This is a genomic window from Halalkalibacter lacteus (assembly GCF_036663595.1).
Lineage (GTDB): Bacteria > Bacillota > Bacilli > Bacillales > Bacillaceae_D > Halalkalibacter > Halalkalibacter lacteus.
In genome coordinates, this window is sequence record NZ_JAWRVL010000020.1 from 1 (window position 1) to 17273 (window position 17273).

Sequence of the window (17273 nt, forward strand, 5' to 3'; positions counted from 1 at the left end):
CGACGTTCTACCCCGACTACCGTTATCATAAGACCATATAGAAAAAGGTCAACCAGAAAAATCTGGCTAACCTTATATTACGATCGGGCGCGTTTATTTAAGAACGCGTCTTTTTCGTATGTTGGGCCATTTTGTGGAATAAAACTTAATAAGAAAATTGGATATTTATGTTAAAGTATAAAAAAGATGAAAGGTGTTTAAGGGGGATAAAAAGATACTTTTTTTATTATTAATTTATGTGGCATTTTTAGTTGCATGTTCAAATGAACAAACGTTTGAGGATTATTTTCATACAGTGATGGAAGAAAATAAAAAAGAATATGATGAAGAAGTTAATTATTCTTAAGTATTAAAAATTGGCTTAGCGTATATTTTATGCGGTTAAAATGTTGGCTGTACCCCATGGCCATCAAACTAAGAAACAAAGAAAAAGGAACAGATATTATAGGTGGTCATTTGATCCAAATCAATTAGCTTAAAACTTGATTGTATACAGACTTAAATAAGCCTTGGCTGCTTTATTTTTTAAATTTCAAATTTCTAAGCAGCAGGTCGAGATTTCTGTCTACACTCATAGACTACACCCAAAATGTCAAATACGGTTTTCTTCTCATACCGATGTGACTTGCATCCATTCTTTTCAATCATCCGAAAAAATTGGAGAAGCACTCGCTGGACATCATCCGCTTGTTTTTTCATGGCATCTTGTAGAGAAAGAAAATATTCTTTTAAGATACAGATTACTTTGAATTCACTGGCTTCTTTCTTTTTCTTCATCAGCAAAAGCCTACACATGTGAAACTTGAGAGAAGAACTAAGCAAAATGGCGATCAACTGCCCGTATACTTGACATTCAAAGCGTTCAGTTTTGATCGGCTTACACTGATCAATATGGAAAATGGATTTCCATGTTTTAAATAAAATCTCGATTTGCCAGCGTAAGGAATACAGGTCATGGATATTTTCGTTTTTTAAGTAGGTTTCTGGCGTATTGGTCAGTAGATATTGATGGCACTTTAACGCTTTGTGCGCTCTTATAGGTTATATTTTTCTTTTTCTCCTGTTTCGCACGGATCAGAAGCCGCTTTTGAGTCTGTTCCTCCGTCAGTTTATAAATGAGAAGTCGTGTGCGAAATTTTTTGTAGCGTCCGAGATACACTTCGGAGAGTACCGCCATTTCCCTGGGCTGGAGGCGATTCATCACGTCTTCCAAATCAATTTCTTTATACAACGATTGTTTTTTTACCTTGCCATCTTTGAACGATTCCATTTCCTCATTATTTTCATATACTCGGATATTCAATTTTAAGCGTGAAACGTAAAAAGCTCCTCGTCGCTCCATTTCTTCGAATTCATCTAAACAGAAGTATCCCAAATCTTGAAATACCATATTTTGGTAATAAGTCGTCACTTCTTTTCCTTCACAATATCAGTCTTTTCCTTGCAATTCACGCAAATAATCATCCAAGCTACTTTTTAGCGAGGCAAAAATCCAATGAAAGAGATTTCTAGCTAATTCTACAACCATTTTCAAATGGCACTACTCCCTAAAAAGGAACTATTTAACTATATAAAATGCAGCTCTAACAAGTTAGCATAGTGAATGAAAGTGAACACTTACATTTTACTTGCGAAGGTAGAGGAGAGGAAGAAACGAATGAAAAAGAAAATAGCTTTCAATTTGATGGTGGTCGGTACTACTATGTCTTTACTCGCTTGTTCTGCAGCAGAGGAGGAAGTGGGATATTCTGGCTTTGTAGAAGGGAAAAAAGTTCAAATACAAAGTGAATATGCAGGTAAAGTAGTAGAAATTTACGTTCAAGAAGGTGACTTGATCACTAGCGACGACGAATTGGTTACATTGAATACAGAACAGCTTGATATAGAAATTGAAAATGCGAAAATAGGCATTGATATCGCGAAGGCAAAGAAAGAAGAGGCAGAAGATTTAGATAAAGATTATCTAATTGAACAAGCTGAAGGAGCTATTAAACAAGCAGAAAACCAATTAAGATTATTAGAATTACAAAAAGAGAACTTCGTTTTAAAAGGTCCAATTGAAGGGTTGGTTCAAGACATACATATTACAGAAGGTGAAGTAACAAATCGAAATCAAACACTTCTATCTATTGTTGATCTTGGGGTAAAAGAGGTGATTATCTATGTAAGTGAATCAGATATGAGTTTGTTAGAGTTAGAGGATCAAGTGGTCATCCGAACAGATGCATATAAAAATGATTCGTTTGAAGGAACTATCAAGCGAATTTCTACAGAGGCTGAATTCACTCCTCAAAACATACAGACAAAAGACGAAAGAGCGAAGCGTGTTTTTGCTGTTGCGATCGATGTGTCAGATGTAACAGAACTAAAACCAGGAATGTCTGTAGAAATCGATCTATAAGAGAGAAGGTGAAGAGGTTGAGTCAGCTATCTATTAAAACAGAGGGACTAACCAAGCAATTCGGAAAATTGCTTGTCGTGAACAATGTAAATTTGGAAGTCCCTAAAGGGCATATTTATGGATTTTTAGGACCAAATGGTTCTGGTAAATCGACAATGATTAGAATGTTGTGTGGTGTATTAGAACCGACCGACGGGGTAGGGGAGGTATTAGGTTATGATGTGAAAAGAGAGCCGGAAAGCATCAAACAACGAATTGGATACATGTCCCAAAAATTTAGTTTGTACGAAGAGTTAACTATAAAAGAAAACCTAGACTTTTACTCTGGTATCTACGGGTTAAAAAGGAAGGAAAGTAGACAAAGACAACAAGAGTTGATTGAATTATCAGGTTTAGTAGGAAGGGAGAATCAACGAGCTTCTTCTTTATCCGGTGGTTGGAAACAAAGGCTTGCTTTAAGTTGCGCCTTGTTACACAGACCGGAATTATTGATTCTGGATGAACCAACTGCAGGGGTCGATCCTGTTTCAAGAAGAATCTTTTGGGACATTATCAAACAGCTCGCTAAAGATGGAGTAACCATTCTTGTTACCACTCACTATATGGATGAGGCAGAGTTGTGCGACGAGATCGGATTCATCTTTTTCGGGAATATCTTGATTAAAGGGAAGCCAGCAGAATTGGTCAAGAAACATGGTGTTCGTAATTTGGACGATTTATTTATTCAATTGGTAGAGGAACAAGAGAACAATCCTCTTAAAGGTGGGGGGCTTACTTATGTCTAAAGAAAGAACCCCTTTTACATTTACCCGTTACGCATCAATCGTAAAAAAAGAAATTATTCAGATTAAAAAAGACCCAGGTAGTTTAGCTATTGCGATTGTCCTACCGGTCATGCTTTTATTCCTGTTAGGCTATGCGGTAAGTTCGGAAGTTGATAATATAGAAATGGTTGTGTGGGATCAAAATCAAACAGCGGAAAGTAGAAGTTTGGTTCAAAGTTTTGAAAACAGCAATTACTTTTTACATAGTGCTAATGCACAGTCCTATCGCGAAGTGGAACGGATGCTTGACCGTGGGGAAGTGAGTATGGCATTAATTATCCCTAGAACCTATTCGAATGATCTGTTAAGAGACACAGGTGCTGTTCAAATTCTGATTGATGGTTCTGATCCAACCATTTCGAAGACAGCTTTGTCCAATTCTAAGTTAATCGTACAAAATATGTCCGTTCAAATCCAAGCTGAACAATTGAATCAACTTGGTGCAGGAGGGGGGGCACAACCTCTAAAAGCAGACTCTCGTGTATTATATAATCCTACGATGGAAGTAATGAATTTTAATATTCCAGCATTGATTGGATTGATCCTTCAGGAGGTTATTTTATTACTAACTGCTTTTTCTTTGGTTCGCGAAAAAGAAAGAGGGACAATGGAGCAGTTAATTGTGACCCCGATCAAACCAGGCGAATTGATTTTAGGGAAGCTTACACCATATGTAGGAATTGGATTATTTTCTTTCTTATTAGTATTGGTTACCGCACTTACCTGGTTCGGAGTTCCGGTTAAAGGAAGTATGCCGTTACTGATTGTGCTCAGTATGCTCTTTATGGTCACAACGCTTGCTATGGGTATTTTGGTCTCCACACTTGCTAAAAACCAATTACAGGCTATGCACATGGCTTTTGCGATCATCTTACCGAGTGTTATTTTGTCGGGTTTCGTTTTCCCAAGGGAACCGATGCCACTTATTATCCAAATGCTAGGCGGGTTTATTCCATTAACGTACTATTTAGAAATACTAAGAGGGATCTTCTTAAAAGGGATTGGGTTGCAAGAATTATGGAGTCAAACACTTATGCTCGTAGGTTTTACCGTTCTCCTATGCGTAGCAACCATCCTTCGATTTAAAAAGAACTTAGAGTAGGTGAGTTCATGAAACAAGCATCAAAGGAAGAAGAACGTTCCTTGCAACAAACAATCGATAATTTAACAGAAGAGTTAGAAAGAGAGAAAAAAGTGAATAAGAGCCAACAAAAGATTTTAGAGGCTGCTATCAATCTATTTTCTCAAAGAGGGTATGAAAATAGTTCAACCTCTGACATTGCTAAAGAAGCGGGAGTGGCGGAGGTTACTCTCTTTCGCAACTTCAAATCAAAACATAATCTCTTGTATCAAATTTTATCTCCCTTGTTTATCAAAATTACATCTCCCGTTATCCTAAAAGATGTAAAGAAACATTTCAACGATCCTGAAATTGATAGCGAAGAGGTACTGACAGGTGTATTCAAGGATCGATTAGAGTTTATCGAAAAGAACCAAAAAGTTGTGCAGGTATTGATACGAGAGGCATTGAATCGAGAAGAGATCTTACACTCGATTGTTAAAAACATCACTATTCCGGCTAAGAAAGAAGCGTATGATTTTGTTCATAACAAGAAGGAGAACGGAGAATTTAGAGACGTTAACGAGCAAGCGGTTGTGGATTTATTATTCTATACGATGTTCGGATATGTTTTAAGTCACCATGTATTCCAAATCGACACCTTCAGTAACGAGCAGGATGAAGTGATTGAGACCATGGTTGATCTATTATTAAACGGGATAAAGAAATCACCATTAAAAGAGTAGAGTGGGCTTATCCATCCTACTCTTTTTTCATCATCCATTTTTACCGAGCGAAGATCGTAGAAAAGAGTGCTAGAGTATTTCCTGGAAACATCCATTGCTCAAAGAAGCATATAGGGTAGGAGTCAAGGACATCTATTCTCAATTGAGTTAAAGGATGCCCTATATCCCTGGACCTCCTAATTTAGTAAGAAAGATAATCCTGCTGATGTACCGAATAACAGCACCGTGTCACCAATTCCTATGGCTTTCCATGACTATATCAAATCTGAAAAAATTAAACGTACTTTAGAAGACAATATCTTTCAGATGGAAGGGAAAAAGGTCTTCAAAACAGCGGTGCGTTATTTAAAGAGATTTTTAAATGACTTGGAACAAGAGAGCAATATCCAGAATAGTGATTACAAATACATCGTTCCCCAACAAACAAGCAAAAACGGGATGGAGATTCTCAGAAAATACGGTTTCGAAAAAGATCGTGTAGCTAAGTGGTTTCAGGGAAATTTGGATGTCTAAGCGTTCCACCACCTTTGATAACAGTGTAGTTAAACTTACAAGTTTTTCTCTATATCCTGCTGTTCTCTACTAGATACTTTTTGATACATATAGGAGATACCTAATAACACCACACCAAAACAGAAATACGCTAAAATTTTGCTCGTTTCCGTGAGAAATGCTAGATCGTAAAGAAAGAGTTTACCAGTTGACAATAATGTTAATCCAAGTCCTATGCGTCTTATATATACATATTGCTTCTTGAAGCCATATAAGATGTAACAAACTGCCACAACTAGAAATACTGAACTAAAAACAAATCCAACATCAGCAAGTCGGAACTGAACTGTTAAGAATGCTGCTAGTACTCCTAATATATACACCCCAAGTATGGTTGGAAATAGTTCAATGTCTTTGTATTGTTGCCTAATATAAGCAAGCAACAGATCTCGACCACTAAAGAAAATAAGCACATTAAATCCGATTAGTAATACTAAAGCCAGATAGTTAATGAAGGTATTCTGAGCTATTGTTGACTCCAATGTAGGCATCGTAATCGTTAAGAACAGACCAAGAAGACTCCCCATCGCATATAAAGTTAAACAATAATAACTTACTATTCGATCGTACAACAACGGAATTTTCTTCAGTACATATGCTAACCCCACTGTTACGAAGGCAACCATCAAAAGTTTGTAAAAAGAATAATTCGTGAAGGTACTTGGAACCCATTGATCATACCTATATTGACTTTCATAGATGATATAGATCCATACATTTACCAAGGTAAAGTATTTTAGATAGAGAGGAAGATCCTTTATCCATCCAAATAAATAGCTACTCCCCTCTTTTCTTTGCTCGATAGCATAATAAATGGTGGTAGTGAGTAAACCAACAATGACTGCCATGTATTTAAAGTGGAAATACGGAGACATTGTCATTTCTGACATAGTTAGTAACCATTCAAAAGAGAACGTAACCAGGGTTAAAATAAAAATGCCCCATCCAGATTTCTCAAGTAATGTCAGTTTTGCTTTGTTTGCATAAATCATAAGAACGACACCTTGAACAAGCCATCCGCACGTTAACCACTCTACTCCGAACTGGAACGGAATGATTAGGACAAGAAATGTAAGTGAAGTCCCGAAAAACAATACTCTTGTTTGTTTTTCGGCAGGCATTTTTTGTTCAACAAAACGACCTAAACCAAAGTAGAGTAAACAGAATGCTACAGCTAATCCCCCTCTAAAATCTTCCCACTCGAGTCTATTAAAGAGGTAATACATAAGTAAGCAGCTAAAAAAGGTATTAAGAGCTAGTAACGTCACATCAAGCCACTTTAGCGCCACTTTATATTTAAACGCATATCCAATTGTTAATCCCAAAAACAATACAAACGTCAATGTCGTATAGACCATACTCACTCCAGCATTCGGTGAAGTGAATAACAGAATGAACAACGACGGAATGGATAACACAAAGCTAATGTAGTGAACAATATTCCATTGCTTTTGTAGGGATATCCATAATATTGAGGAATTTAATATAAGTAAGTACACCATCGCCGCATAAATAGCACTTCCTTCAAGTCCGAATGCAAATAAATATGAATAAAAAGGAATGTACCCTCCGATTAGCCCAAAGGTAATAATCGTTTTAGAATGATAACGTAGTGACAAAATAACAGCACATATTGTAACTAGAACCGATAAAAGGAGTGCAATCGTCAGGCCGATAATCTGAAGTAAAAAGTAACTAAAGAAGATCGAACCATATAAAACAGAGATCCCTCCACCTATTACTCCCAAAGCAAATGTCTGCTTATTTTTACGTTGTAGCCACTCTCCACCAACAAGCATTAGTACCCCTAAAACAAAAAATATGGCCCCTTTAACTTCGTCTGTAAACCAGTTCGAATATGAGTGCCTGAATGCTGCTGCAACCCCAAAGATGATGAGAAGGATCCCTAACTTATTAATCCAGTTCAATCCAATCTTCATCTCAATTTGGTTTTGTTTTACCCTTTTTTGAATAACTTCCTCTGTCAGTTCCTCCTTCTCTAGCTTCTCATATTCATCCGATATTCCTTTTAATAAACTTCTTTGTTCTTGTGCTAAACGTTCTCGTTCAGCTTTAATCTTTGCATTCAACTCCAACGACATTTGTCCTAGCTTGGTTAATGTTTCTTGCTTTTCTTTTTGTATGTTTTTGGTCGCTCTTTCCTTTAATGAGTTAATTTTTTGTTCGCTTTCTACCTCTAATCCTTTCAAGCGATTATGTTGTGGAGTAATGGATTGCCCAAAATAGACCTCTACCTTCTTCTTCGACATGTTTAAAAGAGCTAATCTTTCATCGATCATTTGTTCTTGTAGAGCTAAACGTAATTTTTGATTCTCTGCTACAATATCTTGTTGTTTTTTCTTTAAAACATTAACTTCCTTTTTATAGACTTCATAGTCTTTACGAAGTTGAGTATTCTCTTGAATCAAATCATTTGACTCATATTCTTTTACAATCTTCTCGTAATCCTTTGCCAATTGAACTTGGGCATCTTTCATCTGCTCAAGCTTTTCTTTAAATTGATTCATACTTTATCCCCCAAATGGATGATTAACTAATAATTACCATTATACTGCAGAAAAATAAAGAAAGAATAAACTTTTGAAATTTCTACTCTCAATCAAAAAATCTCCTACAACACATATGCTGTAGAAAACCACTTTTGATAGCTAATAAGCTCCTTCTGAATACGTGAGCTCATAGGAATGGGAGTAGATCTCGACTAAGTTGCCAAAGATATCTTCGCAATAAACCATTCGATACGGTTTCTTGCCAGGGGAGTATTCACGAATTGGCATGCGTTGTTTCCCATTTAATAGCAGTCAAAACAATTGATATGGGACATTTTCCTTCTGAAGAACATTTAATAGAAATTAACAATGAAATTAAGGGATTTTTAAATACCACTATTAAACCAGCTTATCAAAATTATAAGCTTATTCCAGAAAAGGGCGTCTTTTTGAAGGAATTGTTAATCATAAAAAGAAGATATAGAGTGAAATTATCTTTCTATAATTGGACACAGAGGGGGAGCTTTGATGATATTAGAAGCTGTCATGCTTCAAGTTAAAAAAGGTATGGAACAGGAATATGAAGAAGATTTTCGTAAGGTATCTAAAATTATTTCATCAATAAAGGGCTATATATCCCACGAACTACAGCGTTGTATGGAAGCTGAGGGGAAATATTTGTTATTAGTAAGGTGGGAAACTTTAGAAGATCATACAGTTGGATTTAGACAATCACACGAATATCAAGAATGGAAAAATCAACTCCATCATTTTTATGACCCATTCCCGACAGTTGAACACTTTCAAAAAGTTGATCTTTCGTAAAAGTTTTCTTTACAAACGGTTGGTGTAAGTTGAGCATCTTCCGCAATCGAGCGCGATTGCTAAACAGTGGTAATCGCCTTTTCTATATTGAAAGTAACTTAGTCCTTAATTACATTCAATTGTGCATATAAATGTAACATCAGCATAAATAAAGTCAGCTAGTCAATGCAAAGCGCATTGACTTTTTTCTGTTGTAACACAGATATTGAGTTCAACTATTTTCTTATTGCTAAGTACTAAAAGACCTACAAAAAAATATATTTTCACAAACGAAAAACCAGAAGGAAAAAAATGTAATCTTGTAGAATTAACTTATCGCTAGTATTAATGCGGTCTTCCGTGGAGAGGAGTTCTGGTAATAGCTTTTTACTTATTTTATATATTTGGGAGGAAATAGGATGGTTGGAGTATTAAGAAAATCATTATTTTTAGTATTGATTATTGCTTTATTAGCAAGTTTATCAGTAAATGCTTTCGCTGAAACAAACGAAAACAGAAATCAGGATCAATACCAAGCAATGAAAACCGAAAAAGAAAAAGAGGTTAAGAGTCAACGTGTTGAAGCAAAAGTGAAATCAGAGGGTCATGAGTTAAGAAATTCATCTCTTTTCATCCAAGAAAAGGGTAAATCGACAAAATCGTATCAAGTTTTGACAGACTCAACTGGTAAGGTAAAAACAAAGTTACCAGATGGAACGTATACGATTAAGGCTATAAATGAGGCTGATACTTGGTATAGTGCGAACGCATCTTTTTCTGTAAAAGATGGCAAGGTTAACGGGGCAAAAGAGAATGAAATCAATCTTTCTCAAAAGAGTAAGATGAAAGAGCCTAAAGGAAAAGCTCAACATAATGTTCAAGGAATATTAACGGAAGGATCCAAAGGACTAAAAGGTGATCTGCTGATTGCTAGATACACAGATGTAGAATATGAAGACGAGGTTTTTATCGTTTCTAGTAAAAATAATGGACAATTTTCGGAGTCCCTTCCTGATGGAAATTACTATATGTGGGGCGTATTAGTAGATGGGGGCTATTACCGTTACGACCTTTCTTTTTCTGTAGATGGAAAAGATCTTTACGTAAATGGTGACAAAGAGAGCTCTTTGACGATCACACTTCCTGAGAATCGCTATAAAGGGCTCGTTCGCGATAGCTCAAAAGCTGTGCCAGGCGCTGAAGTTTTCTTAGAAGAAGTTATTGATGAAGATGATTATTACTTTGAGTTTATTCAGACTGTTACGGCAAATAACAAAGGTGAATTTCAATTAAGAGAACTGCCTGATGGTGAGTATTCACTAAGCGTATTTGACCAAACGTACTATGCTTGGGATTATCAAAGGTTTACAATCGTTGATGGTAACATTTCCGTTGATGGAAATGAAATCTCAGTATTAGATTTAGAGATTCCTGCCATTAGCTTAATGGGTACGGTCTATGATGGAAAGAAACCACTGAACTATGGATATGTAGAAATTGAGCAGCTTGATGAAGATGGTTATACAAAGGATTATTTCGGTGCATCTGTTGATCAAAAGGGGAACTTTGCTTATAGATTAAATGACGGTGACTACCAAATTTCGTTTATTGATGAGTATCATCGTTATACGAGAGTAGACATTTCATTTGAGATACGAAACGGGCAGCTCAAACAAGATGGTAAGGTTATAAGCTCTTTGAACATTGAATTACCTCCTGTTACGTTTTTGGGAAAAATCGTAGATGGAGAAAAGAGCCTTCAAGGTCATGTGAATATTGAGAAAATGTCAGAGGACAGCTATGAGTGGTATTATGCTACCACTGATCAAAATGGAATCTATTCTCTGCGCTTACCTGACGGTGAATATAAAGTTACTTGGATGCACCTCTTTGAGGATTATGAAGGAATTCCGCTTTCGCAAAGGTTTGAAATAATAGATCGTCAGCTTTACGTTGATGGGCAAAAACAGGATATCCTCGAGCTCCAAATTCCGCCTGTGACATTAAACGGTATTTTAAAAGAAGGCGACAACCGTCTCGATAGTGGTGAAGTAAGTGTTATTTCATTAGACGAAGATTTCTATTATTGGAAATGGGTTAACGCTGATGGAACGTTTACGATGCGATTGTCCGACGGGCATTACATGGTTAGAGATGTTTATGTAGGCGAAGGCTCTAACACTTATGTAAATCTACCTTTTGAGATTCGTAATGGTCAATTGTACGTAAATGACGAATTAACAGAGGTATTGGAAATAGAGGTATCTCCAGTTACTTTAGTAGGGACTCTTACGGACAATGGAGTTCCAGTCCAAGGAGATGTATCAATCCATTCGATTACGACGGACCCAGAGGGAGAGTATTTATATTTCTGGGGATGGACGAATGAGGAAGGAATGTTTTCCTTCCGCTTACCAGATGGAGATTATCAAGTGAGTTATGTTTATCTGTATGATGGAACGTCGTTTGTTTCTGAAAAGCAATTTACGATTCAATCTGGGCAGTTACTAATAGATGGAGAACCGGAAGACCTTCTAGATATTCAAGTGAATCCGGTGACTTTGTCAGGGAAAGTCTACAATAATGGGAAAACGATAAGAGGAGGTTATGTGGCTGTCGTAAAGGTTAATGACCAGGGCGATTGGATTGACTGGCAAGATAGTTGGATTAATTATGACGGAACGTATAAATTACGCTTAGCTGATGGCGATTACGAGTTGCTTTATGTTGATACTTTTAGAGAAACGGTATCTTTTAATCTGCCATTTAGCATTCAAGAAGGAAATGCTATCGTTAATGGTGAGAAAGTTCATACTCTTGATCTCGAGTTACAGGAGGGGACTATAAACCCTTAATAAAATTGATTATTTAAAAGAATTGGAGTTCAACGGCTTAGCTGTTGAACTCCAATCCTTTATGGTTTAAGTCGCGGAGTACGTTCCTGCAAAAGTAGCAGGAACGCTTCTTGTGTTTGAAAAATATACCAATTTGTGTTGAATGACAATAAAGATATTCATACGAAGAGGCAGAAGAAAGATGGGTTAATTTTTTAAATAACGAAAAAGAACCTTTTATTTATGTTGCAATTAATGATGAAGGGGAAATTATAGGTTTTGCATCAGGTACAAGCATTGATGAGGAAAACTTTGATGGAGAATTATATTCACTTTATCTCTTACATATCTACATACTCAATATCATCATTAGTTCTCAGTTTAATTCGCTTAGTTTGCATATCGACTTTATCAACTATGTCTATAAGCTCATGATAAAAACCATCTTTCCAGTAAGTAACAATAACGTCTAGCTCATGTTTTAACGAATCCATAACTACAATACCAATTTCTTGTAACTCTTATTCTTCTAACTGATGCTTAACAACTTTCTGTTGTTCAAACTTTAATCGTTTTAACTGTTCAGCATGCTCAGGCAGCATAATACGTGAGCCTTCCCATCTCATGTTTGAACCGTTGGATACTTTATTTTGCAACATAAGAACACCTCGATTAGTAATTTATGCTCTTATTATATGCGAATGTTTATTCTGTTATCGATAGGAAAGAAAAGCCTTCACATTTGGAGTGAGAGCTTCCTTACATGGTTAATTGATTTATTCTATAGAGTTCGTGATGAACAATGTAATATAATAATTTTCAAAAAAAGTAATAACCATTCATGTGAAATAATACACTATATCTTATTGTATTTTGTCAAATTTTAGCTACTACAAAAAGAGAAGGAGTGTTTTTCCATGAAACCAACTTTTGCAGAAATTGTTAAACTTTTTGAATCAAAGCTTAAACGCAAATTAACTGATGCTGAATACCGTGTACTTTACTCAAATTTTGTTAAGTCTTCTCAAAACCTCAAGTAGCTCTTCTTAACCATTCCAGTCCATTGAATTAACTCTTCCGTATAATCGTCGAATAATTCCCATCTTTAGGTGGGGATTATTCGACGATTACGTTTTATGACAAAAAAATTCTGCAAAATGAATTTTAAAGAGTGTTCAAAAAGGGAAAAACCACCCTTTTGAACACCCTCTTTTAGTATAATGTCTGGTTGGTTTCTTCAGGTGGTTCGGTCAGCTTCATATCCAACGTAAGTAGCTTTTTGCAAGGTTTCATATCCCTTTTCATTACTTTTAATGAAATAGACTAGTATCTTCAAATCATGGTTATTCTTCGCAGTATTCGAAACAACGGGTAGATTCTGACACCACCCTCTCCCTCGCTTTTTTATTACATGATCTAAAGCAATCGCTACATCTTTAAGAAGTTTTACTTTCTCCATAGCGTTCACCTCCGATTTAGATTTTATCATTTATAAATCTATTCGAAGACAGCTCATCCTAGTCAGCTTATTTTTCGAAAATGTTACTACGATGGGATACAAAAAGGTGGTTGTAATACTACGGAACTACATAGTTAATAACCGTATACCAAAACGAAACAAATGATTCTCGCTTACTACATGTTTTTTCAGCGCTCGTTAATTACCTAATGATTTTTTGGATTTTTATGATGGGATGGATAGCGTTAATTTAACTGGAAAGAAAGCTGCCGTTTTTGGTTCCTGTGATTCATCCTATCCACTATACGGAGCAGCAGTAGATATTTTAATAGAAAAACTGAGAGAACGAGGGGCTGAGGTGGATCTTCATGGATTAAAAGTTGAATTAACACCGGATGAGGAAGAGGGAGAAGCTGGCCGCGCGTTTGGGAAGAAATTTGTTGCATTCTTAAAAAAATCAATTATCTTATTAAACATTGATTTTAATAGATAATCAGTGTAAAATTTATTGTTGTAAACAATGATAATAATTATCATTTTCACCGAAGTATAGAAAGAAGGAGAATAGCATGTCTGAAATAAAGATATGCTATTCTCGTCGTGTCGTCCACTAATTGAACGATTAAACAGTGACTTTCATTTCCTGAAAAATGCGAGTGGATCCCTATTTAATTTAACAGAAAATCCGATAAAACATTATTTGAAAATAGGAGAAGAACTTAAATTGAATCCATGTCGGCAAACGTGCTGTATGTACTATAAAATAGAAAAAGATGTAGAAGGAATCGATTATTGTGGTAATTGTCCCATTAAAAGTAAGCTCACAAAGTTGGTATAGTAATCAAAAAAATAATAGGGAGAATTACAATGTTGGAAAAATTAAAAGGGTGGGCAAGAAATTTTAAAAAACAAATTTATATACTCTATTTATCTTACAAAGATGAAAGAGTGCCTTGGTATGCAAAGGTATTTACTGCATGTGTTGTTGCATATGCGTTTAGTCCAATTGATTTAATACCTGATTTTATACCCATACTTGGCTATTTGGATGATGTAATTATTGTTCCTTTGGGGGTAATGTTTGCACTAAAGATGTTACCTGATGTGGTCATTAATGATTGTACAGAAAAAGCAGAAGAGTTATTGAAGAAAGGTAAGCCTAAGAACTGGATTATAGGTTCATTAATCATAGTAGTTTGGTGTCTATTATTGGTTTGGGCAATGATTACGATTTACAATTTATTAAACGGGTGATTTTGAAAAAAATCACAAATTCACCTCTCTACTTTATAGATAAGTCAGGACTTTTATGGGTTAAACTCTTAACGTTGTAAATCCGTTTTTTCTTGACGCTATCCCTTGTTAGAACAATTTTGAATAAGAAACATGTATGCAATGCTCTAATATTTTTTTGTTTTTGGCAATACTTTGGAAAGGGAGTTATTAATTAAAGAGGTGAAGAAATATGAAATCACGTAAATTGACTGTTGGTTCGTTAAAAACACAACCTAAAAAGTTACCTGATCATAAATTAGTTGAGGAAACTATACGATACCAACAAGAAGCTAAACCACGAAAACAAGCAACAAAGAAAATAGAAGTTATGCAAAATAATAACTTGTATACGATCATTCCAAGTCAGAGAAAAACTTCACTTCTTGACTTAGCGTTAGAGCAAAATCAATTATTATCTTATAAATGTAAAAAAGGTAGTTGTGGAAAATGTACAGTTAAAGTTTTATCAGGGGCTCCGTGTTTAGGAGAGGTAACAAAACAGGAACAAAAAAAATTAAAAAACCATGTTGACCTTGATTATCGGCTTTCTTGTCAGGCTGTAGTCGGTTGTAAGTAATGAGTAGTGGAATGTTACTCATAATTCAGTAATTGGATTAATAATAATGATCTTAGAAGCTCATGATTGTTACATTGGATAACAAATATTTGTGCAACTAGCGATTTATCCATTGACGTCTCTCCGTTTTTACTTTAAAATGAGAACCAATATCAATAATAATGAGTATTATTATCACTGGTGGGAGGATGGGAATATGAGCTATTCAATCAATGGTTTTCATGATTTTTATACGGTTCTCTCGAATGAGCGGAAAATTGGTGGAGTAATAGAAGCTGAAACTATTAAACTGCGAAGTGGAGAGGAATTTAATTCTCCTGTTTTTACAAATGTAGACTATTCTGGATCTGTTTTTTACTCAATAGGATTTATTACGGATAAAGGTGTTCGGATGATCGTTCATGTAAATGATATTAGTACGATCATATCGCCAGTTCACAAAAAAGTTTCAATGATTAAAAATGAGCATTATAAATCAATAAAAATTCATGAAAAATTAATGTACTTAAAACGGCTTTATAAGGCCGACCAAGGTGCGTTTACAAAGCCATTCCTCGAAGAAGCAAAACTTATTATAGAAGATATTGGTATTAAACCTTTAGAGAATGATAAAGAACTTAGTAATGAACTTCTTTTCAAGGATAACGTAATAAAAATTGCATAAATATTTAACAAAGGAGGGTAATTGATTACCCTCCTTTGTTGTATTAGCTATTAGGATCTTCTAATGTACAGATAGCACTAGGACGTTTAATACGTGGTACGATACACTCGTATATTCTAAAAAGATGGTTCATATTCTCACTGTCCATATAGGCTGTTTCGATATCTTCTGCAATGACAAGGTCAAGGTTATGTCTACCTGTTGCGACAAGAACTCCTGATTGGCCTTTAAGAACAGGAGATTGAAAAACACCGTCAGTGACTAATTCACGTACATGTTCAATTTCAAGAACATTGGTACCTTGATGAACACGATGTAGGAGTGCATATAGTTCAGGAGATAAAACTAAAGCATATGGTCCACTATGACCCATTTTGAGCAACTTACTTCGTGCTTCTACAATATCATTAAATGCATTACCGGATTTCATCCAATCTGATCGAATGTGGGATAAATGTCCTTTTACATTTGAAAGACCTGGAACATTAAATTGCTTAGAGCCATTAAAGATAAGGTCATCTTCAAGTAAGGAGCATTGTGTAACAGCGTTGGCTGCCGGTGAAAAATCAATGGGAATCTCTAATGCTTTTGCTTGTTCTATGTCTCGCCAATACAAACCAAAGTCTTTGTATAAGAGTGGAATAGTAAGATGAATACGTTGAGTTGAGGAAGAAATATCTAACTCTTCACCGTGATAACTTAAGCTTCCACGCTCTGTTTCATCAAAAATATCGTTTATGACAGATTGTACTCCTTGTCCAAGTGGTCCGTAAATGTCAATAAAACGCCTTCCTATTAAATTACGGCGAGCATTTTCAATAACAATTTCATCTAATACTTCCCATTCCTTTTCATTTAAAGGTGCTTCATGGTATCTCTGTACTTTATTCATTACATAACCTCCTTCTTCTCTTTCAAACTTCCAACTGTTAATCTTTTTATTGCTTTATTCTCTTCTTGTAGGTTGTGATGATAAGAATGGTCCTGGGCCTGTGTGGTCGTATATTTTTCAATTTTTAAGTTATTATTGACGCCTTCTTTTTCATCTGTCGGTGTAGAGCCTGCCGCGTTTGCTGCGCCATCGAATTGTTGATTTAACCAATTTAAAATACCTTTAATTGCTTGATAATCCGTATCCGTTGTATTTCTCATCTGATGTAAACGTTCGGCATGCTCAGTATCCTTAAATGAAAATAGTGCTAAATCAAGATGTTCAAGAAAATTATGCAAACCAAACTTTTCTAGACTAATATCTTGTAGTAACCGAATAAAATCGGTATTATCAGGTGTTTTTGGTACATCATTATCTAAAAAAAACTCAATTTTGGGGATCAATGCACTAAGCCGGTCTAATCGTTGTTCTTCTTCTTCATAAATATGATGATAATAAAGCCGTTCATGATCATCTTTTGCATTTTCAATTCGCGGTGTCAATATATCCATGAAGTTATGTATAGCCTCTTTTGTTCTTAGGAACATCTCCTTTAAATTTAAAAACTGTTCGGACATATCTTTACCTCCTTTGTAAGTTGAGTATATCATTTTGTTTTTCCAATTTATACAAAGA

At 35.4% G+C, this 17273-nt stretch carries 21 protein-coding genes and 4 pseudogenes; 15 read left to right on the forward strand and 10 right to left on the reverse strand.

The genetic code is table 11. The features are described from left to right. Positions 1 to 540 precede the first annotated feature (540 nt). The 3 genes and pseudogenes from SAZ04_RS14460 to SAZ04_RS14465 form a co-directional block, all read right to left on the reverse strand. Positions 541 to 777 (reverse strand): hypothetical protein, encoded by a 237-nt coding sequence (locus SAZ04_RS14460; protein WP_332696312.1) that lies wholly within the window; start codon positions 775 to 777, stop codon positions 541 to 543. Positions 778 to 876: 99 nt separating this feature from the next. Further along, positions 877 to 999, reverse strand: a pseudogene (locus SAZ04_RS23500) (transposase); the annotation flags it as partial. Next, positions 953 to 1411 (reverse strand): hypothetical protein, encoded by a 459-nt coding sequence (locus SAZ04_RS14465; protein WP_332696315.1) that lies wholly within the window; start codon positions 1409 to 1411, stop codon positions 953 to 955. The pseudogene SAZ04_RS23500 and the gene SAZ04_RS14465, both read right to left, overlap by 47 nt. A 246-nt stretch (positions 1412 to 1657) precedes the next feature. On the opposite strand from SAZ04_RS14465, the gene SAZ04_RS14470 reads away from it, so the two are divergent. The 5 genes from SAZ04_RS14470 to SAZ04_RS14490 all read left to right on the forward strand — a co-directional run bounded on the left by SAZ04_RS14470 (position 1658) and on the right by SAZ04_RS14490 (position 5544). Next, a complete protein-coding gene (locus SAZ04_RS14470) occupies positions 1658 to 2401 on the forward strand; it encodes an HlyD family secretion protein (RefSeq protein ID WP_332696317.1) in 744 nt (247 codons plus the stop codon). A gap of 17 nt (positions 2402 to 2418) precedes the next feature. After that, entirely contained in the window at positions 2419 to 3186 is a 768-nt protein-coding gene (locus tag SAZ04_RS14475; protein ID WP_332696320.1) for an ABC transporter ATP-binding protein, read from the forward strand. Continuing rightward, positions 3179 to 4327: an ABC transporter permease gene (locus tag SAZ04_RS14480; protein WP_332696322.1), complete on the forward strand. Its 1149-nt coding sequence runs from the start codon at positions 3179 to 3181 to the stop codon at positions 4325 to 4327. The genes SAZ04_RS14475 and SAZ04_RS14480 overlap by 8 nt, the downstream gene beginning before the upstream one ends. A gap of 8 nt (positions 4328 to 4335) precedes the next feature. Continuing rightward, entirely contained in the window at positions 4336 to 5031 is a 696-nt protein-coding gene (locus SAZ04_RS14485; protein WP_332696325.1) for a TetR/AcrR family transcriptional regulator, read from the forward strand. A gap of 225 nt (positions 5032 to 5256) precedes the next feature. After that, positions 5257 to 5544: a hypothetical protein gene (locus tag SAZ04_RS14490; protein WP_332696328.1), complete on the forward strand. Its 288-nt coding sequence runs from the start codon at positions 5257 to 5259 to the stop codon at positions 5542 to 5544. 35 nt (positions 5545 to 5579) lie between these two features. Here SAZ04_RS14490 and SAZ04_RS14495 read toward each other — a convergent pair whose 3' ends face one another. Both SAZ04_RS14495 and SAZ04_RS14500 read right to left on the reverse strand, forming a co-directional pair. Then, positions 5580 to 8111 carry a DUF2339 domain-containing protein gene (locus SAZ04_RS14495; RefSeq protein ID WP_332696331.1) on the reverse strand — a complete coding sequence of 844 codons (2532 nt, stop codon included), beginning with the start codon at positions 8109 to 8111 and terminating at the stop codon, positions 5580 to 5582. Positions 8112 to 8252: 141 nt separating this feature from the next. After that, positions 8253 to 8393, reverse strand: a pseudogene (locus tag SAZ04_RS14500) (glyoxalase); the annotation flags it as partial. On the opposite strand from SAZ04_RS14500, the gene SAZ04_RS14505 reads away from it, so the two are divergent. The 4 genes and pseudogenes from SAZ04_RS14505 to SAZ04_RS14520 form a co-directional block, all read left to right on the forward strand. Then, positions 8375 to 8653 carry a hypothetical protein gene (locus SAZ04_RS14505; RefSeq protein ID WP_332696334.1) on the forward strand — a complete coding sequence of 93 codons (279 nt, stop codon included), beginning with the start codon at positions 8375 to 8377 and terminating at the stop codon, positions 8651 to 8653. The pseudogene SAZ04_RS14500 and the gene SAZ04_RS14505 overlap by 19 nt on opposite strands. Further along, on the forward strand, positions 8622 to 8918 hold the full coding sequence (locus SAZ04_RS14510) for an antibiotic biosynthesis monooxygenase family protein (RefSeq protein ID WP_332696336.1): 297 nt from the start codon (positions 8622 to 8624) through the stop codon (positions 8916 to 8918). The genes SAZ04_RS14505 and SAZ04_RS14510 overlap by 32 nt, the downstream gene beginning before the upstream one ends. Positions 8919 to 9316: 398 nt before the next feature. Then, complete coding sequence (locus SAZ04_RS14515; protein ID WP_332696339.1) at positions 9317 to 11752, forward strand: MSCRAMM family protein; 2436 nt, start codon at positions 9317 to 9319, stop codon at positions 11750 to 11752. 191 nt (positions 11753 to 11943) lie between these two features. Then, positions 11944 to 12060 (forward strand): annotated as a pseudogene (locus SAZ04_RS14520) (GNAT family N-acetyltransferase); the annotation flags it as partial. Positions 12061 to 12072: 12 nt separating this feature from the next. Here the strand turns inward: SAZ04_RS14520 and SAZ04_RS14525 are convergent. Together SAZ04_RS14525 and SAZ04_RS14530 are read right to left on the reverse strand one after the other, a co-directional pair. Next, the gene (locus SAZ04_RS14525) at positions 12073 to 12240 is read right to left on the reverse strand and encodes a YolD-like family protein (protein WP_332696479.1); all 168 of its coding nucleotides are present in this window, start codon (positions 12238 to 12240) and stop codon (positions 12073 to 12075) included. Positions 12241 to 12252: 12 nt separating this feature from the next. Further along, the gene (locus SAZ04_RS14530) at positions 12253 to 12390 is read right to left on the reverse strand and encodes a YolD-like family protein (protein ID WP_332696341.1); all 138 of its coding nucleotides are present in this window, start codon (positions 12388 to 12390) and stop codon (positions 12253 to 12255) included. 258 nt (positions 12391 to 12648) lie between these two features. Between SAZ04_RS14530 and SAZ04_RS14535 the strand changes: the two genes are divergently transcribed. Further along, positions 12649 to 12771, forward strand: coding sequence for a hypothetical protein (locus SAZ04_RS14535; protein WP_273848203.1), 123 nt, complete (start codon positions 12649 to 12651; stop codon positions 12769 to 12771). A 197-nt stretch (positions 12772 to 12968) separates the two neighbouring features. Here SAZ04_RS14535 and SAZ04_RS14540 read toward each other — a convergent pair whose 3' ends face one another. Next, positions 12969 to 13190: a hypothetical protein gene (locus SAZ04_RS14540; protein ID WP_332696347.1), complete on the reverse strand. Its 222-nt coding sequence runs from the start codon at positions 13188 to 13190 to the stop codon at positions 12969 to 12971. Positions 13191 to 13392: 202 nt separating this feature from the next. Between SAZ04_RS14540 and SAZ04_RS14545 the strand changes: the two are divergent. The 5 genes and pseudogenes from SAZ04_RS14545 to SAZ04_RS14560 form a co-directional block, all read left to right on the forward strand. Next, a pseudogene (locus tag SAZ04_RS14545) lies at positions 13393 to 13683 on the forward strand (flavodoxin domain-containing protein); the annotation flags it as partial. 93 nt (positions 13684 to 13776) lie between these two features. Then, complete coding sequence (locus SAZ04_RS23505; RefSeq protein WP_431309013.1) at positions 13777 to 14028, forward strand: (2Fe-2S)-binding protein; 252 nt, start codon at positions 13777 to 13779, stop codon at positions 14026 to 14028. A 29-nt stretch (positions 14029 to 14057) separates the two neighbouring features. Beyond that, complete coding sequence (locus SAZ04_RS14550) at positions 14058 to 14444, forward strand: YkvA family protein (RefSeq protein WP_332696350.1); 387 nt, start codon at positions 14058 to 14060, stop codon at positions 14442 to 14444. Between the two features lie 211 nt (positions 14445 to 14655). After that, the gene (locus SAZ04_RS14555) at positions 14656 to 15042 is read left to right on the forward strand and encodes a 2Fe-2S iron-sulfur cluster-binding protein (protein ID WP_332696352.1); all 387 of its coding nucleotides are present in this window, start codon (positions 14656 to 14658) and stop codon (positions 15040 to 15042) included. A gap of 196 nt (positions 15043 to 15238) precedes the next feature. Further along, the gene (locus tag SAZ04_RS14560; protein ID WP_332696354.1) at positions 15239 to 15706 is read left to right on the forward strand and encodes a hypothetical protein; all 468 of its coding nucleotides are present in this window, start codon (positions 15239 to 15241) and stop codon (positions 15704 to 15706) included. 43 nt (positions 15707 to 15749) lie between these two features. Here the strand turns inward: SAZ04_RS14560 and SAZ04_RS14565 are convergent, their stop codons facing one another. After that, positions 15750 to 16598, reverse strand: coding sequence for a family 1 encapsulin nanocompartment shell protein (locus tag SAZ04_RS14565; RefSeq protein WP_332696356.1), 849 nt, complete (start codon positions 16596 to 16598; stop codon positions 15750 to 15752). Further along, complete coding sequence (locus SAZ04_RS14570) at positions 16598 to 17215, reverse strand: IMEF encapsulin system ferritin-like cargo protein (RefSeq protein ID WP_332696357.1); 618 nt, start codon at positions 17213 to 17215, stop codon at positions 16598 to 16600. The genes SAZ04_RS14565 and SAZ04_RS14570 overlap by 1 nt, the downstream gene beginning before the upstream one ends. Between the last annotated feature and the right edge of the window lie 58 nt (positions 17216 to 17273).

Bases quoted from the DNA above. Each gene is read 5' to 3' on its own strand.
- SAZ04_RS14460 (WP_332696312.1), bottom strand. From the start codon at position 777: ATGAAGAAAAAGAAAGAAGCCAGTGAATTCAAAGTAATCTGTATCTTA.
- SAZ04_RS14470 (WP_332696317.1), top strand. From the start codon at position 1,658: ATGAAAAAGAAAATAGCTTTCAATTTGATGGTGGTCGGTACTACTATG.
- SAZ04_RS14480 (WP_332696322.1), top strand. From the start codon at position 3,179: ATGTCTAAAGAAAGAACCCCTTTTACATTTACCCGTTACGCATCAATC.
- SAZ04_RS14485 (WP_332696325.1), top strand. From the start codon at position 4,336: ATGAAACAAGCATCAAAGGAAGAAGAACGTTCCTTGCAACAAACAATC.
- SAZ04_RS14495 (WP_332696331.1), bottom strand. From the start codon at position 8,111: ATGAATCAATTTAAAGAAAAGCTTGAGCAGATGAAAGATGCCCAAGTT.
- SAZ04_RS14510 (WP_332696336.1), top strand. From the start codon at position 8,622: ATGATATTAGAAGCTGTCATGCTTCAAGTTAAAAAAGGTATGGAACAG.
- SAZ04_RS14515 (WP_332696339.1), top strand. From the start codon at position 9,317: ATGGTTGGAGTATTAAGAAAATCATTATTTTTAGTATTGATTATTGCT.
- SAZ04_RS14530 (WP_332696341.1), bottom strand. From the start codon at position 12,390: ATGTTGCAAAATAAAGTATCCAACGGTTCAAACATGAGATGGGAAGGC.
- SAZ04_RS14535 (WP_273848203.1), top strand. From the start codon at position 12,649: ATGAAACCAACTTTTGCAGAAATTGTTAAACTTTTTGAATCAAAGCTT.
- SAZ04_RS14540 (WP_332696347.1), bottom strand. From the start codon at position 13,190: ATGGAGAAAGTAAAACTTCTTAAAGATGTAGCGATTGCTTTAGATCAT.
- SAZ04_RS23505 (WP_431309013.1), top strand. From the start codon at position 13,777: ATGCTATTCTCGTCGTGTCGTCCACTAATTGAACGATTAAACAGTGAC.
- SAZ04_RS14550 (WP_332696350.1), top strand. From the start codon at position 14,058: ATGTTGGAAAAATTAAAAGGGTGGGCAAGAAATTTTAAAAAACAAATT.
- SAZ04_RS14555 (WP_332696352.1), top strand. From the start codon at position 14,656: ATGAAATCACGTAAATTGACTGTTGGTTCGTTAAAAACACAACCTAAA.
- SAZ04_RS14560 (WP_332696354.1), top strand. From the start codon at position 15,239: ATGAGCTATTCAATCAATGGTTTTCATGATTTTTATACGGTTCTCTCG.
- SAZ04_RS14565 (WP_332696356.1), bottom strand. From the start codon at position 16,598: ATGAATAAAGTACAGAGATACCATGAAGCACCTTTAAATGAAAAGGAA.
- SAZ04_RS14570 (WP_332696357.1), bottom strand. From the start codon at position 17,215: ATGTCCGAACAGTTTTTAAATTTAAAGGAGATGTTCCTAAGAACAAAA.